General features: G+C 40.4%; 9 protein-coding genes. 7 read left to right on the top strand and 2 right to left on the bottom strand.

What is annotated here, in order from left to right; translation table 11 throughout:
- Positions 1-116 precede the first annotated feature (116 nt).
- The 7 genes from AB8525_RS00705 (at position 117) to fabF (ending at position 16,258) form a co-directional block, all read left to right on the top strand.
- Positions 117-11,231 carry an Ig-like domain-containing protein gene (locus AB8525_RS00705; RefSeq protein WP_369178015.1) on the top strand — a complete coding sequence of 3,705 codons (11,115 nt, stop codon included), beginning with the start codon at positions 117-119 and terminating at the stop codon, positions 11,229-11,231.
- Positions 11,232-11,437: 206 nt separating this feature from the next.
- Positions 11,438-11,704, top strand: a complete 267-nt coding sequence (locus AB8525_RS00700) for a tetratricopeptide repeat protein (protein WP_369178013.1) — start codon at positions 11,438-11,440, stop codon at positions 11,702-11,704.
- Between the two features lie 2 nt (positions 11,705-11,706).
- Positions 11,707-11,865 carry a hypothetical protein gene (locus AB8525_RS00695; protein ID WP_369151789.1) on the top strand — a complete coding sequence of 53 codons (159 nt, stop codon included), beginning with the start codon at positions 11,707-11,709 and terminating at the stop codon, positions 11,863-11,865.
- A 228-nt stretch (positions 11,866-12,093) separates the two neighbouring features.
- A complete protein-coding gene (gene parE / locus AB8525_RS00690) occupies positions 12,094-13,977 on the top strand; it encodes a DNA topoisomerase IV subunit B (RefSeq protein ID WP_369178011.1) in 1,884 nt (627 codons plus the stop codon).
- Entirely contained in the window at positions 13,970-14,647 is a 678-nt protein-coding gene (queC, locus tag AB8525_RS00685) for a 7-cyano-7-deazaguanine synthase QueC (RefSeq protein ID WP_369178009.1), read from the top strand. Before parE ends, queC begins: the two co-directional genes overlap by 8 nt.
- Before the next feature lie 74 nt (positions 14,648-14,721).
- Positions 14,722-14,949: an acyl carrier protein gene (gene acpP, locus AB8525_RS00680; RefSeq protein WP_066044594.1), complete on the top strand. Its 228-nt coding sequence runs from the start codon at positions 14,722-14,724 to the stop codon at positions 14,947-14,949.
- Between the two features lie 70 nt (positions 14,950-15,019).
- Entirely contained in the window at positions 15,020-16,258 is a 1,239-nt protein-coding gene (fabF, locus tag AB8525_RS00675; RefSeq protein WP_369178007.1) for a beta-ketoacyl-ACP synthase II, read from the top strand.
- Positions 16,259-16,314: 56 nt separating this feature from the next.
- Here the strand turns inward: fabF and AB8525_RS00670 are convergent, their stop codons facing one another.
- Together AB8525_RS00670 and AB8525_RS00665 are read right to left on the bottom strand one after the other, a co-directional pair.
- Entirely contained in the window at positions 16,315-16,530 is a 216-nt protein-coding gene (locus tag AB8525_RS00670) for a hypothetical protein (RefSeq protein ID WP_369178005.1), read from the bottom strand.
- Entirely contained in the window at positions 16,530-16,691 is a 162-nt protein-coding gene (locus AB8525_RS00665) for a hypothetical protein (RefSeq protein WP_369151779.1), read from the bottom strand. Before AB8525_RS00665 ends, AB8525_RS00670 begins: the two co-directional genes overlap by 1 nt.
- Positions 16,692-16,719 lie beyond the last annotated feature (28 nt).

Below are 16,719 nucleotides of genomic sequence, written 5' to 3'. Positions count from 1 at the left end.
GGGTTTTTTTATGGAAAAATATCAACCAAAAATTTAAAAATTTAAAAACTTGAACTTAGAGGAATAAGTAAATTATGTATAATAATAATCAGTTATAACAACCAAAGGACAACCCCATGCCAGGACAAACAAAATACTTCATCAGCAACACCAACGGCTTCTTCGTCAACTGGTATTCCGATATCACCGGAGTTGAATCTCACGGACAAGCATTAAAAGCATCTGGCAATAGTGGAGACGATGCCGTCTATGTAGGACAAGGCACCAAAGTCGATGCAACAGGGCTTACTTCAACAGGTGGCAATGATTCAATTTATTTAACCGGCACTTTTAACAACTACGAACAAACACTAGATGGCAATACCTACACCTTCAAAAGAACGGTTACTATTAACGATACTGAATACCAAGAAGAAGTCTCCTTCACAGCCTCTAATGGCGACAGGGTTTATTTTGCAAATGGTTTTTTTAAGATTGATATAGCAGGCAATGATGGGCTATCAAATGCAGGCGTTTTTCAGAAAATTAAATCCACTGATATTAACTCCAGTTCAAGCACACCCACCGACCCTTTAACCAGTCAACCCGCCATTGACAAAGGTGGTGCTACTAAAGTATTTATTTCTGATAACAACGGTGAGCACATTACCCCTGGTGTCAAAGGCTCAGTATTTAAGATATCTGGCAATAGTGGCAATGACACAGTTTATGTTGCCAAAGGCACAAAAGTTGATGCAACAGGACTCACCTCAACAGGTGGTAACGATGTTGTTTATTTAACCGGCACTTTTAACAACTACGAACAAACACTAGATGGCATTACCTACACCTTCAAAAGAACTGTTAATATTAACAGTACTGATTACCAAGAAGAAGTCTCCTTCACAGCCTCTAATGGCGATAGGGTTTATTTTGCAGATGGTTTTGTTAAGATTGATATAACAGGCGATGATGGGCTATCAGAAGCAGGTGTTTTTAAGAGAATTATATCCACTGATATTGACGGTAGTGAGTCAACTCCAGGTTTGGGGATTGGTTTAAGAATCACAGACGATAAAAGTAACATCGTAAAAAATGGTGAAGACATCACCTACACCTTTACTTTTGATGAAGCAGTTACAGATTTTGATATAAATGATATTACAGTTACAGGCGGTACAAAAGGTACTTTTACCTCTGTTAATGGTAGTGAAAGTGTCTATACTTTAGCACTAACCCCTCCTGCAAACAGCAAAGGCATAATAAGCCTTACAGTAGCCGTTGATGCTGCTACTTCTAAAGTTAACACAGCACTAAAATCAGTTGCTGCCAGCAATAATCAAAGTTTTGATACTCAAGCCCCAACTTTGATTATCAGCGATGACAAGGCTGATGCTTTAACCCTTAAAACTGGCGATACAATCACCTATACCTTTACCTTTAGTGAAGCAGTAACAGGTTTTGATAAAAGTGTTATCAACATCAGCAATGGTGCTATTAAGACAGGTACTGATTTAATTGCCAGCACAACACCTGCTGATGCAGGTAAAGTCTATACCTTGACCGTTGTACCTAGCAGTGACCTAGATGTAGGTTCTAACTTAACCGTGTCAGTGTCTGCTAATACTGCAATTACAGACAGTGCGGGCAATGCTTACAGCACAACAGCAGCAAATAACGAGCAAGCAATTGACACTAAAGCCCCAGTAGCAGAACTCAGTGGCAATATGGCACCTAATGAAAACTTAACGATGACCTTTTTAGAGGCAGTTACAATAAACACAGCAGGCAGTATTGTCATTTATGATAAAGCCAACTCTGACACTCTTATTACGATTGATATAGCTAACCAAGTTAGCCTTGATAGCACCAAAAAAATTATCACTATTAATCCAGGTAGTGATTTAATAGTCAATAAGAATTACTATGTCAAAATTGATGCAGGCACTTTTAAAGATACTGCAGGTAATAATTATGAGGGTATTGACAGCAATAGTGGTTGGGGCTTTCTGGTTTCTTCATTCACCACCACAGCACAATGGGTAGATGCAAGTGGCAACTCTGTTAGCGACAATGGCATCAATGCCAGTGAATCTAGCACACTTGCCATTCAAGGCACATTAACAAATTCTGGCGGTGCAGCAGGCGTTGTTATCAGTGCTATTACATTTAAAGCAGCCAGTGGAACAGCCAATGACAAAGTTGTAGATACCAGTAACCTACCCACTTTTGCATCTGCCAATGGTACCGAATGGACATTAGCCAATAGTAAAATACCGACTTTAGTCAGTGGTGAGACCTATACGATTGAGATAAATTTATCTTCAACAGGTGGTGGCACAAGCACAGGTGGCAACACCACCCCTGTTTTAATTGACACTGCTGCCCCAATCATAACAGGCTGGGCAGTCAACTCACCAACAGATGGGCAATCAGGCTTTAAAGTGGATGATGTTATTGAGTTAACCATGACAACCAATGAAGCACTCTCGTTAAGCAATGCTACCAGTAGCAAAGTGACCATTGGTAATAAGGAATTTACACTAGATACCGGCAAAGGTGCCGCCAAAGCAGGGGCATCAGTAGATGAGTTAAAACAATTATTCTTTACTTACACTGTCAAAGTCGATGATAGTATCAATAAAGCAGATTTTGAGATTACCAATGAAAGTGCAATTACCTTGACAGGGGTAACCGATGTAGCAGGTAATATAGTTGCCACCACAGGTACTTATCCTGTTGAATTAGACCGTAATGTTGATGGTGTTGTGCCAACTATTGGAGACATTACACTAAACTGGGGAGATATTTTAAACGCTGTTGAAGACAACAGCAATGGCACTGTAACAGTTGCTACAACTGGTGTAGAAAACAATCAAGAAGTCTCACTAGTTATTAACCAAAAAACTTATACAGGTACTGTTACCAGCAATAGTGCAACCATTACTGTTGCAGCCACAGATTTACAAGCATTAACCCATGGACAAACTTACAGCTATAAAGTCAATATAAAAGATACTGCTGGTAACCCAGCGATAGAGAAAATAGGTGATTTTAAAGTTGATACGGTTGCACCAACCATTGCAATCAGAAGTAATATGAGTGCTTTAAAAGCAGGCGAGACTGCAATGATTACCTTTACCCTAAGTGAAGTGTCTACTGATTTTGTTGCGGCGGATGTTACGGTAACAGGTGGTGTGTTGTCTGGTTTTGCGCTTAAGTCTAGTGAGACTAAGGTTTATACAGCGACATTTACACCAACAACAAGTAGCACAACAGCGGGTGCAATCTCGGTTGCTAGTGGTAAGTTTACGGATGCAGCGGGTAATAATAATGCTGATGATTCAGTGTCGTTAACGATTGATACGGTTACGCCAACCATTGCAATCAGAAGTAATATGAGTGCTTTAAAAGCAGGCGAGACTGCAATGATTACCTTTACCCTAAGTGAAGTGTCTACTGATTTTGTTGCGGCGGATGTTACGGTAACAGGTGGTGTGTTGTCTGGTTTTGCGCTTAAGTCTAGTGAGACTAAGGTTTATACAGCGACATTTACACCAACAACAAGTAGCACAACAGCGGGTGCAATCTCGGTTGCTAGTGGTAAGTTTACGGATGCAGCGGGTAATAATAATGCTGATGATTCAGTGTCGTTAACGATTGATACGGTTACGCCAACCATTGCAATCAGAAGTAATATGAGTGCTTTAAAAGCAGGCGAGACTGCAATGATTACCTTTACCCTAAGTGAAGTGTCTACTGATTTTGTTGCGGCGGATGTTACGGTAACAGGTGGTGTGTTGTCTGGTTTTGCGCTTAAGTCTAGTGAGACTAAGGTTTATACAGCGACATTTACACCAACAACAAGTAGCACAACAGCGGGTGCAATCTCGGTTGCTAGTGGTAAGTTTACGGATGCAGCGGGTAATAATAATGCTGATGATTCAGTGTCGTTAACGATTGATACGGTTACGCCAACCATTGCAATCAGAAGTAATATGAGTGCTTTAAAAGCAGGCGAGACTGCAATGATTACCTTTACCCTAAGTGAAGTGTCTACTGATTTTGTTGCGGCGGATGTTACGGTAACAGGTGGTGTGTTGTCTGGTTTTGCGCTTAAGTCTAGTGAGACTAAGGTTTATACAGCGACATTTACACCAACAACAAGTAGCACAACAGCGGGTGCAATCTCGGTTGCTAGTGGTAAGTTTACGGATGCAGCGGGTAATAATAATGCTGATGATTCAGTGTCGTTAACGATTGATACGGTTACGCCAACCATTGCAATCAGAAGTAATATGAGTGCTTTAAAAGCAGGCGAGACTGCAATGATTACCTTTACCCTAAGTGAAGTGTCTACTGATTTTGTTGCGGCGGATGTTACGGTAACAGGTGGTGTGTTGTCTGGTTTTGCGCTTAAGTCTAGTGAGACTAAGGTTTATACAGCGACATTTACACCAACAACAAGTAGCACAACAGCGGGTGCAATCTCGGTTGCTAGTGGTAAGTTTACGGATGCAGCGGGTAATAATAATGCTGATGATTCAGTGTCGTTAACGATTGATACGGTTACGCCAACCATTGCAATCAGAAGTAATATGAGTGCTTTAAAAGCAGGCGAGACTGCAATGATTACCTTTACCCTAAGTGAAGTGTCTACTGATTTTGTTGCGGCGGATGTTACGGTAACAGGTGGTGTGTTGTCTGGTTTTGCGCTTAAGTCTAGTGAGACTAAGGTTTATACAGCGACATTTACACCAACAACAAGTAGCACAACAGCGGGTGCAATCTCAGTTGCTAGTGGTAAGTTTACGGATGCAGCGGGTAATAATAATGCTGATGATTCAGTGTCGTTAACGATTGATACGGTTACGCCAACCATTGCAATCAGAAGTAATATGAGTGCTTTAAAAGCAGGCGAGACTGCAATGATTACCTTTACCCTAAGTGAAGTGTCTACTGATTTTGTTGCGGCGGATGTTACGGTAACAGGTGGTGTGTTGTCTGGTTTTGCGCTTAAGTCTAGTGAGACTAAGGTTTATACAGCGACATTTACACCAACAACAAGTAGCACAACAGCGGGTGCAATCTCGGTTGCTAGTGGTAAGTTTACGGATGCAGCGGGTAATAATAATGCTGATGATTCAGTGTCGTTAACGATTGATACGGTTAAGCCAACCATTGCAATCAGAAGTAATATGAGTGCTTTAAAAGCAGGCGAGACTGCAATGATTACCTTTACCCTAAGTGAAGTGTCTACTGATTTTGTTGCGGCGGATGTTACGGTAACAGGTGGTGTGTTGTCTGGTTTTGCGCTTAAGTCTAGTGAGACTAAGGTTTATACAGCGACATTTACACCAACAACAAGTAGCACAACAGCGGGTGCAATCTCGGTTGCTAGTGGTAAGTTTACGGATGCAGCGGGTAATAATAATGCTGATGATTCAGTGTCGTTAACGATTGATACGGTTAAGCCAACCATTGCAATCAGAAGTAATATGAGTGCTTTAAAAGCAGGCGAGACTGCAATGATTACCTTTACCCTAAGTGAAGTGTCTACTGATTTTGTTGCGGCGGATGTTACGGTAACAGGTGGTGTGTTGTCTGGTTTTGCGCTTAAGTCTAGTGAGACTAAGGTTTATACAGCGACATTTACACCAACAACAAGTAGCACAACAGCGGGTGCAATCTCGGTTGCTAGTGGTAAGTTTACGGATGCAGCGGGTAATAATAATGCTGATGATTCAGTGTCGTTAACGATTGATACGGTTAAGCCAACCATTGCAATCAGAAGTAATATGAGTGCTTTAAAAGCAGGCGAGACTGCAATGATTACCTTTACCCTAAGTGAAGTGTCTACTGATTTTGTTGCGGCGGATGTTACGGTAACAGGTGGTGTGTTGTCTGGTTTTGCGCTTAAGTCTAGTGAGACTAAGGTTTATACAGCGACATTTACACCAACAACAAGTAGCACAACAGCGGGTGCAATCTCGGTTGCTAGTGGTAAGTTTACGGATGCAGCGGGTAATAATAATGCTGATGATTCAGTGTCGTTAACGATTGATACGGTTAAGCCAACCATTGCAATCAGAAGTAATATGAGTGCTTTAAAAGCAGGCGAGACTGCAATGATTACCTTTACCCTAAGTGAAGTGTCTACTGATTTTGTTGCGGCGGATGTTACGGTAACAGGTGGTGTGTTGTCTGGTTTTGCGCTTAAGTCTAGTGAGACTAAGGTTTATACAGCGACATTTACACCAACAACAAGTAGCACAACAGCGGGTGCAATCTCGGTTGCTAGTGGTAAGTTTACGGATGCAGCGGGTAATAATAATGCTGATGATTCAGTGTCGTTAACGATTGATACGGTTAAGCCAACCATTGCAATCAGAAGTAATATGAGTGCTTTAAAAGCAGGCGAGACTGCAATGATTACCTTTACCCTAAGTGAAGTGTCTACTGATTTTGTTGCGGCGGATGTTACGGTAACAGGTGGTGTGTTGTCTGGTTTTGCGCTTAAGTCTAGTGAGACTAAGGTTTATACAGCGACATTTACACCAACAACAAGTAGCACAACAGCGGGTGCAATCTCAGTTGCTAGTGGTAAGTTTACGGATGCAGCGGGTAATAATAATGCTGATGATTCAGTGTCGTTAACGATTGATACGGTTACGCCAACCATTGCAATCAGAAGTAATATGAGTGCTTTAAAAGCAGGCGAGACTGCAATGATTACCTTTACCCTAAGTGAAGTGTCTACTGATTTTGTTGCGGCGGATGTTACGGTAACAGGTGGTGTGTTGTCTGGTTTTGCGCTTAAGTCTAGTGAGACTAAGGTTTATACAGCGACATTTACACCAACAACAAGTAGCACAACAGCGGGTGCAATCTCGGTTGCTAGTGGTAAGTTTACGGATGCAGCGGGTAATAATAATGCTGATGATTCAGTGTCGTTAACGATTGATACGGTTAAGCCAACCATTGCAATCAGAAGTAATATGAGTGCTTTAAAAGCAGGCGAGACTGCAATGATTACCTTTACCCTAAGTGAAGTGTCTACTGATTTTGTTGCGGCGGATGTTACGGTAACAGGTGGTGTGTTGTCTGGTTTTGCGCTTAAGTCTAGTGAGACTAAGGTTTATACAGCGACATTTACACCAACAACAAGTAGCACAACAGCGGGTGCAATCTCAGTTGCTAGTGGTAAGTTTACGGATGCAGCGGGTAATAATAATGCTGATGATTCAGTGTCGTTAACGATTGATACGGTTACGCCAACCATTGCAATCAGAAGTAATATGAGTGCTTTAAAAGCAGGCGAGACTGCAATGATTACCTTTACCCTAAGTGAAGTGTCTACTGATTTTGTTGCGGCGGATGTTACGGTAACAGGTGGTGTGTTGTCTGGTTTTGCGCTTAAGTCTAGTGAGACTAAGGTTTATACAGCGACATTTACACCAACAACAAGTAGCACAACAGCGGGTGCAATCTCGGTTGCTAGTGGTAAGTTTACGGATGCAGCGGGTAATAATAATGCTGATGGTTCTGATGCTGATAATTCAGTGTCGTTAACGATTGATACAAATAATGCAGGTGCTATTGCTGCAATCTCGGGTACAACTACTCAGGGTCAAACTTTAGCGGCAGGTGCAATTACTGATGCAGATGGCACAACGGGTGGCTCATCTGTTGCTGCTACTTACCAATGGATGGTATCTGATGCTGAGAATGGCACTTATACTGCTATTAGTGGTGCAATAGCTTCTACATTTACATTAACACAAGCAGAAGTTGGTAAATTTATTAAGGTGGTTGCGAGTTATAAGGATGCACAGGGTACATCAGAAACTGTAACTTCTGCAGCGAGTTCTACAATTGCTAATACAAATGATGTGGGTGCTATTGCTGCAATCTCGGGTACAACTACTCAGGGTCAAACTTTAGCGGCAGGCACAATTACTGATGCAGATGGCACAACGGGTGGCTCATCTGTTGCTGCTACTTACCAATGGACGGTATCTGATACTGAGAATGGTACTTATACTGCTATTAGTGGTGCAATAGCTTCTACATTTACATTAACACAAGCAGAAGTTGGTAAATTTATTAAGGTGGTTGCGAGTTATACGGATGCACAGGGTACATCAGAAACTGTAACTTCTGCAGCGAGTTCTGCAGTTACTATTGATACGGTTGCGCCAACCATTGCAATCACAAGTTATGTGAGTGCTTTAAAAGCAGGCGAGACTGCAATGATTACCTTTACCCTAAGTGAAGTGTCTACTGATTTTGTTGCGGCGGATGTTACGGTAACAGGTGGTGTGTTGTCTGGTTTTGCGCTTAAGTCTGGTGAGACTAAGGTTTATACAGCGACCTTTACGCCAACAGTTGGCGGAAGTTCAGGTGCAATCTCGGTTGCTAATAGTAAGTTTACGGATGCAGCGGGTAATAATAATGCTGATGGTTCTGATGCTGATAATTCAGTGTCGTTAACGATTGATACGGTTACGCCAACCATTGCAATCAGAAGTGATATGAGTGCTTTAAAAGCAGGCGAGACTGCAATGATTACCTTTACCCTAAGTGAAGTGTCTACTGATTTTGTTGCGGCGGATGTTACGGTAACAGGTGGTGTGTTGTCTGGTTTTGCGCTTAAGTCTGGTGAGACTAAGGTTTATACAGCGACATTTACACCAACAGCAGATAGCACAACGGATGGTTCGGTGTCGGTTGCTAGTAGTAAGTTTACGGATGCGGTAGGTAATAATAATGCTGATGGTTCTGATACAAATAACACGATTACCATGTCAATTGATAGTGTGCGTCCAATCTTAAATAGCATTGTGATGAGCGATACTGCGTTATTAGCAGGTGAAACCTCTACAGTAACCTTTACTTTTAGTGAAGCACTTGGAGCCAAACAAGCAATTGACGCCGTGATTAGATCCACTAGTTGGAATACTTGGAGTACCAGTGGTAAAGCAGCTGATGTGGTTATTGCCAGTCTAGATAATTTTGTAAGTAGTTCCAAAGGAACAGCTTATAGCAATGATCATATTGTCAAATCTAATGCATTAGAAAACACTTGGATTATTGGCGGTTCAGGGACTGGTCTAGCGCGTTATCTTGTCGTAACTTTGCAAGATAAATCCGATGGTAGCGGCGTTGAATATCAGTCGTATTTTATCTATGATCGAAACACTGCTTCTGGACACGCAAATCGTGTTGCTACACTTGCAACTACCTCAAACTTTATCAGTGCAGGCTGGAAAGATGGCAATGCATTCTATGCTGCTAGTGGACTGAATGTTAGTACTTTTGATATTGCTGATATTACCGCTTCTAACGGCACAATCTCTAACTTGAGCATTGACAATTCTGACGATAAAATCTACACAGCTACTTTTACGCCAACAACAGATATGAGAGCCGACAATAATGTGATCACTGTTAACACCAATTGGACGGATGTAGCGAACAATGCACCAGAATCGTCTAAAAACTCAGCCAACTATGTTGTTAATACGGTTGCGCCAACCATTGCAATCACAAGTGATGTGAGTGTTTTAAAAGCAGGCGAGACTGCAATGATTACCTTTACCCTAAGTAAAGTTTCCACTGATTTTGTTGCGAGTGATGTGACTGTAACAGGTGGTGTGTTGTCTGGTTTTGCGCTTAAGTCTGGTGAGACTAAGGTTTATACAGCGACATTTACACCAACAGCAGATAGCACAACGGATGGTTCGGTGTCGGTTGCTAGTAGTAAGTTTACGGATGCGGCAGGTAATAATAATGCTGATGGTTCTGATACAAATAACACGATTACCATGTCAATTGATAGTGTGCATCCAATCTTAAATAGTATTGTGATGAGCGATACTGCGTTATTAGCAGGTGAAACCTCTACAGTAACCTTTACTTTTAGTGAAGCACTTGGATCCAAACAAGCAATTGACGCTGTGATTAGATCCACTAGTTGGAATACTTGGAGTACCAGTGGTAAAGCAGCTGATGTGATTATTACCAGTCTAGATAACTTTGTAAATAGTGACAATGGAATAGTTTATAGCAATGATCATATTGTCAAATCTAATGTATTAGAAAACACTTGGATTATTGGCGGTTCAGGGACTGGTCTAGCGCGTTATCTTGTCGTAACTTTGCAAGATAAATCCGATGGTAGCGGCGTTGAATATCAGTCGTATTTTATCTATAGTCTGGAGCGTACTTCTGGACACGCAAATCGTGTTGCTACACTTGCAACTACCTCAAACTTTATCAGTGCAGGCTGGGGAGATGGCAATGCATTCTATGCTGCTAGTGGACTGAATGTTAATACTTTTGATGTTACTGATATTACCGCTTCTAACGGCACAATCTCTAACTTGAGCATTGACAATTCTGACGATAAAATCTACACAGCTACTTTTACGCCAACAACAGATATGAGCGCCGACAATAATGTGATCACTGTTAACACCAATTGGACGGATGTAGCGAACAATGCACCAGAATCGTCTAAAAACTCAGCCAACTATGTTATTGATACTATTACGCCAACCATTGAGAGTGCAGCGGTCAGTGGCAATACCGTGACAATCACCTTTGATGAATATCTTAACACTCTAGCTGTGCCAGATGCTTCAGCCTTTAGTGTTGATGTGGGTGGTAGTAGGAATGTGACTGGTGTTGCAATCAGTGATAAGAATGTTGTGTTGACTATTGATGGTGCTGCTATTGTTGATGGCAATACTGTGAATGTTAACTATACTAAGCCAGCATCGGGTATTGTGTTGGAAGGTACTCAAGGTAATGATGCAGTATCACTAAGTAATCTGATTGTTGGTACTTCAGGTGTTAATACGATAACGGGTACCAGTGGTAATGACATTATTATTGCTAATGCTGGCGCTGATACTTTGACAGGTAATGGTGGTGTTGATACTTTTGATTACAATTCAACGACTGATGGCAATGATACGATTAGTGATTTTGTGATTGGTAGTGGTGGTGATAAGCTTGATTTGAGTGATTTACTTACGGGTGAAACGAGTGGCACTTTGGCTAATTTTATTGAAGTCACAGATAGTAATGGTGCTGCTGATGGTGGCGATATCACACTTAAGATTGATGCTGATGGTGGTTCTAGTTTCACTTCTCCAGATATTGCGATTACTTTGACAGGCGCAGGGATTACGGGTGCTGAGTCAACACTGGCTAGTTTGACAACAGATAATATTGTGATTGGTTAAAGTTATTAAGAAGTAGAGACCTTTGCATAAATAGGGATGATTAGAAAAACACCCTTAGCACTGCCAGGAGTGGATTTAAAAAAAAATTTCAAAATTAATAAAATTTGTCATTAATTTTAGACAAAAGTCTCAAAATTATTCTTCAAGTGCGTATTAATAAAATAGTTTATAATTAGCAGAAAATTCAATATCAATACTAAAACATTATGAAAAAACTATTTATACTTTTATTTTCCTTATCTTTATCTTTCACTATTCAAGCTGATTTTTCTTCAGGTATGCACGACTATAAGAAAGGAGATTTTGACTCAGCCTTTCAAGAATGGTTCACCTTAGCTGAACAAAAAAATCACGCTGTCTCACAATACAATATTGCAAAAATGTATAAAAACGGTAAAGGTGTTAAACAAAGCAAAAAACAAGCATTAAAATGGTTTAAAAAAGCGTATTCTCAAGGTGAGACCTTTGCATAAATATGAATAATCATCAAAACGCCATCTTTCATCAAATTACAAACTTTTTAAAAACACCCTTAGCCCTGCTAGGAGTGGATTTAAAAAATTTCCAATTTAATAAAATCTGTCATTTTGCTAATCATCCCTATTTATGCAAAGGTCTCAAGGTATTAATTTAGCGAAAAATGAAATTATCTTACTTGAAGATGGTGTAAGTAACAAAACTAAATCAACGCAGCAAGTATCGTAAAATTATAAAAGAAAAATATCGCTCAATCAGACTTATTAATTAATTCCATAGCATGAAAATAGGCGGTAAAACTTAATCAGGTAAGAGCGATTCAAAATAAAACTCAGCATAAGACCCTTGCGTAAAACAAAAAAAATTAAAATATTCCAAAATAATTATGAGTAACTACGATTCATCCTCCATTGAGGTATTATCAGGTTTAGACCCAGTGCGTAAACGCCCAGGGATGTATACAGAAACCGAACGACCTAATCATTTAGCACAAGAAGTGATTGACAATAGTGTTGATGAGGCAGTAGCTGGGTATGCGACGAAAATCAATGTGGTGCTTTATAAAGATGGTTCTGTTTCAGTGGAAGATAATGGTCGCGGTATGCCAGTTGACATTCATCCAGAAGAAGGTATTTCAGGTGTTGAGGTGATTCTCACCAAACTACACGCAGGTGGTAAATTTTCAAATGACTCTTATCAATTTTCTGGCGGTTTACACGGTGTAGGAATTTCAGTGGTAAATGCCTTGTCAACACTGGTGGAAATCTGGATTAAACGAGACGCTAAAGAGCATTATATTACTTTTTCTGATGGCAATATAAAAACCCAACTTGAAGTAATTGGCACGGTTGGTAAAAATAATACAGGCACCAAGGTTAAATTTATCCCAGATGCACAATTTTTTGACACAGTTAAATTTTCTACTAGTAAATTAAGACATAACTTACGCTCAAAGGCGGTGTTATGTCCAGGTTTAGATGTTAGTTTTCGTAATGAAATAGATGACACTGAAGATCATTGGAATTATAAAGAAGGCTTAAAGGACTACTTATCAGTTTCACTTGATGGATTGGATTGCTTACCAGAAGTGCCATTCGTGGTAACTTACGAATCTGATAAACAACAAATGCATTGTTCGTTGTCTTGGACGGAATACAATACTAATATTATTGGCGAAAGTTATGTCAATCTTATCCCCACCTCTCAAGGAGGAACGCATGTCAACGGATTACGCTCTGGACTGACAGACGCATTAAAAGAATTTTGTGAATTTAGAAGTTTACTGCCAAAAAATGTCAAACTTACCCCTGACGATGTATGGCAAAAAATTGCTTATGTGTTGTCTATCAAAATATTAGACCCGCAATTTTCAGGACAAACTAAGGAAAGACTATCTTCCAGAGAATGTGCAGGCTTTGTTGCTAATGTGGTGAAAGATGCTTTTAGCCTTTGGTTAAACCAACATACCTCTGTTGCCGAAAAAATTGCCGAATTGACAATTATGAACGCCCAATCGCGTATGAAAACAGGCAAAAAAATCATTCGTAAAAAGATTGTAAGTGGTCCTGCCCTACCAGGTAAATTATCAGATTGCACCAGCCATGACCTCAGTCAAACCGAAGTATTTTTGGTAGAAGGTGATTCTGCGGGTGGCTCTGCCAAACAAGCCCGTGACAAAGAATATCAAGCCATTTTGCCGTTGCGAGGCAAAATTCTGAACACTTGGGAAGTAGATTCAGACCAAGTATTGGCAAGTAATGAAATACACGACATCAGCGTTGCCATTGGCTTAGAACCAAATTGTGAAGACTTATCAGGGCTACGATATGGCAAAATCTGTATCTTGGCAGATGCAGACTCAGACGGTGCCCATATTGCCACGCTAATTTGCACGCTGTTCGTTAAGCATTTTCCAAAATTAGTGAAAGAAGGACATATTTTCGTCGCAATGCCGCCGCTGTATCGTATTGATGCGGGCAAGCAAGTTTATTATGCGTTGGACGATTCTGAACGAGATGCCACTATCCATAAAATAGAAAAAGAAAATAAACGCACCAAGGTGCAAGTGCAACGCTTCAAAGGTTTGGGTGAAATGAACCCCTCACAACTCAGAGAAACCACAATGTTGCCCGATACCCGTCGATTAATCCAATTAACACTTGAGCAACCATTGCAAGTTACAGAAATGATGGATATGTTATTAAGCAAAAAACGCGCCCCAGACCGTAAAAAATGGCTGGAAGAAAAAGGCAACCTTGCCAATGTCTAAAAAAGCCGTTATTTTACTATCGGGTGGTTTAGATTCCACCACCACCCTCGCCATTGCACAATCACAGGGCTTTGAATGCTATGCGATGAGTTTTGACTATGGGCAAAAGCAAAAATCAGAACTTGATGCTGCTACAAAAATTGCCAAACTGTTTGCTGTGGCAAAACACAGAATAATGAACATCTGTTTAAACGATATTGGTGGTTCGGCACTGACAGACAGTGCCATTGAAGTGCCAAAATTTAAAGAAAGTAATGAAATTCCAATCACTTATGTACCTGCACGCAATACCATCTTTTTATCATATGCAATGGCGTGGGCAGAAGTATTAAAGTGTCAAAGTATTTTTATCGGTGTCAATGCGTTGGACTATTCGGGCTACCCAGATTGTCGTTCAGAATACATCAAAGCCTTTGAAATAATGGCAAATTTAGCCACTAAACAAGGGGTAGAAGGACAAAAACTCACCATTCACACACCATTGATAGACCTGCACAAGGCTCAAATAATCCAAAAAGGGGTAGCACTTGGCGTAGATTATGCTATGACGACCACCTGCTACCAAGCAGACGATAAAGGTGATGCTTGTGGGGTTTGTGATGCTTGCGAGTATCGAAAACTCGGTTTTAAAGCGGCGGGAATTGCAGACCCAACCAGGTATCAAAAATAGTTGCAAAACACCATTGCACAAATGGTTTTTTACGATAAAATGTAACTTTTTAATGACAACACAGGAAATAACAAATGAGTATTGAAGACAGAGTAAAGGCAGTTGTAGCTGAGCAGTTAGACGCAAGTGGTGATATTGACAATAACGCTTCTTTTATTGATGATTTAGGTGCAGATTCTTTAGACACGGTTGAATTGGTTATGTCCCTTGAAGAAGAATTTGATTGTGAAATTCCTGATGATGAAGCTGAAAACATTACAACGGTGCAGCAAGCCATCGACTATGTAAATAAAACTCTGTAATTTCCGTTTATTGATTTAAACTAAAAAAGCGCTTATTTGGCGCTTTTTTTACAACCTTAAAGATAAAATTATGAGCAAAAGAAGAGTAGTAATCACAGGTATGGGTATCGTCTCCCCTGTTGGGTCAACGATAACGGATGCATGGGACAATATCCTCAATGGTAAGTCAGGCATTAACACATTAACCAACATAGAAACCGAAGGTCAATCTGTTGCTTTTGGTGGCTCAGTTAAAGGCTTTGATATCAACGGTTATTTACCCCTTAAAGAATCCAAAAAAATGGACACTTTTATCCACTACGGTATGGCAGCAGGTATTCAAGCGATTGAAGATAGTGGTATCGAAATAACCGAAGAAAATGCAGAACGCATTGGTGTTGCAATCGGTGCGGGTATCGGTGGTTTGGGTACAATTGAAAAAACAGCAGACTTATTCAGAGAGAAAGGTGCAAGACGCATCTCTCCTTTCTTTGTCCCCTCCTCTATTATCAATATGATTTCGGGTAATCTTTCCATTAAATACGGACTTAAAGGTCCAAATTTTGCCATTGTTACCGCCTGCACCACAGGTACACATAATATTGGTGATGCCTCACGATTGATTGAATATGGTGATGCTGATGTAATGGTTGCAGGTGGTGCAGAAATGTCAACCACGAATTGTGGCTTAGGCGGTTTTGCCGCCGCGCGTGCCCTTTCCACTCGCAATGATGACCCTGCAACCGCCTCTCGCCCTTGGGACAAAGACCGCGATGGTTTTGTACTCGGTGATGGTGCAGGCGTAGTGGTATTAGAAGAATATGAACACGCTAAAGCCCGTGGTGCAAAAATCTATGCTGAAGTATTGGGTTATGGTATGAGCGGTGATGCTTATCATATGACTTTACCATCAAAGGGCGGCGAAGGCGCGGCCAGATGTATGAAAAATTCTATGCGTAATGCAGGTGTTTCTGCTAATCAAATTGATTATATCAATGCACACGGCACCTCAACACCTGCGGGCGACCAAGCAGAAACTGATGCTACCAAAGTAGCACTTGGCGACCATGCTTACAAGGTAGTTATGAGCTCAACCAAATCAATGACAGGACACTTACTCGGTGCTGCTGGCGGCATTGAAGCAATTTTTACGGCTTTGGCACTAAAAGATCAAGTTGTACCACCGACTATCAATATTATCAATCAAGACCCTAGTTGTGATTTAGATTATTGTGCGAATGAAGCGAGAGAAATGAAAATAAATATTGCGGTTTCTAATTCGTTTGGCTTTGGTGGCACTAATGGATCGATTTTACTTTCTAAAATTTAGAGCAAAAAAAATACCGACTAAAAAGTCGGTATTTTAAATAACTTTGATTTACAAGATTATGACAAAATTAAATTAGACGCTGAAAAGTCAGATAAAGCAGTAATATCAGATGTGTCGTTAAGCACAATGGCAACATCAGCATTCGTGCCATCACTTAGTGCTGCAGCGCTACTAACATCAGCAACATCAATTTTGATAAAGAGTGTTTTATCAATATTATCCCAAAAAGCAACTTTGTTAAAATTGGCAATGGATAAACCTAGTAGCAACATTAGCAAGTAAATCTATTGAGACCTTTGCATAAATAGGGATGATTAGCAAAATGACAGATTTTATTAAATTGGAAATTTTTTAAATCCACTCCTAGCAGGGCCAAGGGTGTTTTTAAAAAGTTTGTAATTTGATGAAAGATGGCGTTTTGATGATTATTCATATTTATGCAAAGGTCTCTCTAAGTTCAA

Source organism: Candidatus Thiodubiliella endoseptemdiera (assembly GCF_964212635.1).
Lineage (GTDB): Bacteria > Pseudomonadota > Gammaproteobacteria > PS1 > Pseudothioglobaceae > Thiodubiliella > Thiodubiliella endoseptemdiera.
This window is presented reverse-complemented; position numbering and strand designations above follow the sequence as displayed.

What these genes read in the sequence shown, in the direction of transcription:
- AB8525_RS00705 (WP_369178015.1), top strand. Translation starts at nt 117, where the DNA reads ATGCCAGGACAAACAAAATACTTCATCAGCAACACCAACGGCTTCTTC.
- acpP (WP_066044594.1), top strand. Translation starts at nt 14,722, where the DNA reads ATGAGTATTGAAGACAGAGTAAAGGCAGTTGTAGCTGAGCAGTTAGAC.
- AB8525_RS00665 (WP_369151779.1), bottom strand. Translation starts at nt 16,691, where the DNA reads ATGAATAATCATCAAAACGCCATCTTTCATCAAATTACAAACTTTTTA.
- AB8525_RS00670 (WP_369178005.1), bottom strand. Translation starts at nt 16,530, where the DNA reads ATGTTGCTACTAGGTTTATCCATTGCCAATTTTAACAAAGTTGCTTTT.
- AB8525_RS00700 (WP_369178013.1), top strand. Translation starts at nt 11,438, where the DNA reads ATGAAAAAACTATTTATACTTTTATTTTCCTTATCTTTATCTTTCACT.
- queC (WP_369178009.1), top strand. Translation starts at nt 13,970, where the DNA reads ATGTCTAAAAAAGCCGTTATTTTACTATCGGGTGGTTTAGATTCCACC.
- AB8525_RS00695 (WP_369151789.1), top strand. Translation starts at nt 11,707, where the DNA reads ATGAATAATCATCAAAACGCCATCTTTCATCAAATTACAAACTTTTTA.
- fabF (WP_369178007.1), top strand. Translation starts at nt 15,020, where the DNA reads ATGAGCAAAAGAAGAGTAGTAATCACAGGTATGGGTATCGTCTCCCCT.
- parE (WP_369178011.1), top strand. Translation starts at nt 12,094, where the DNA reads ATGAGTAACTACGATTCATCCTCCATTGAGGTATTATCAGGTTTAGAC.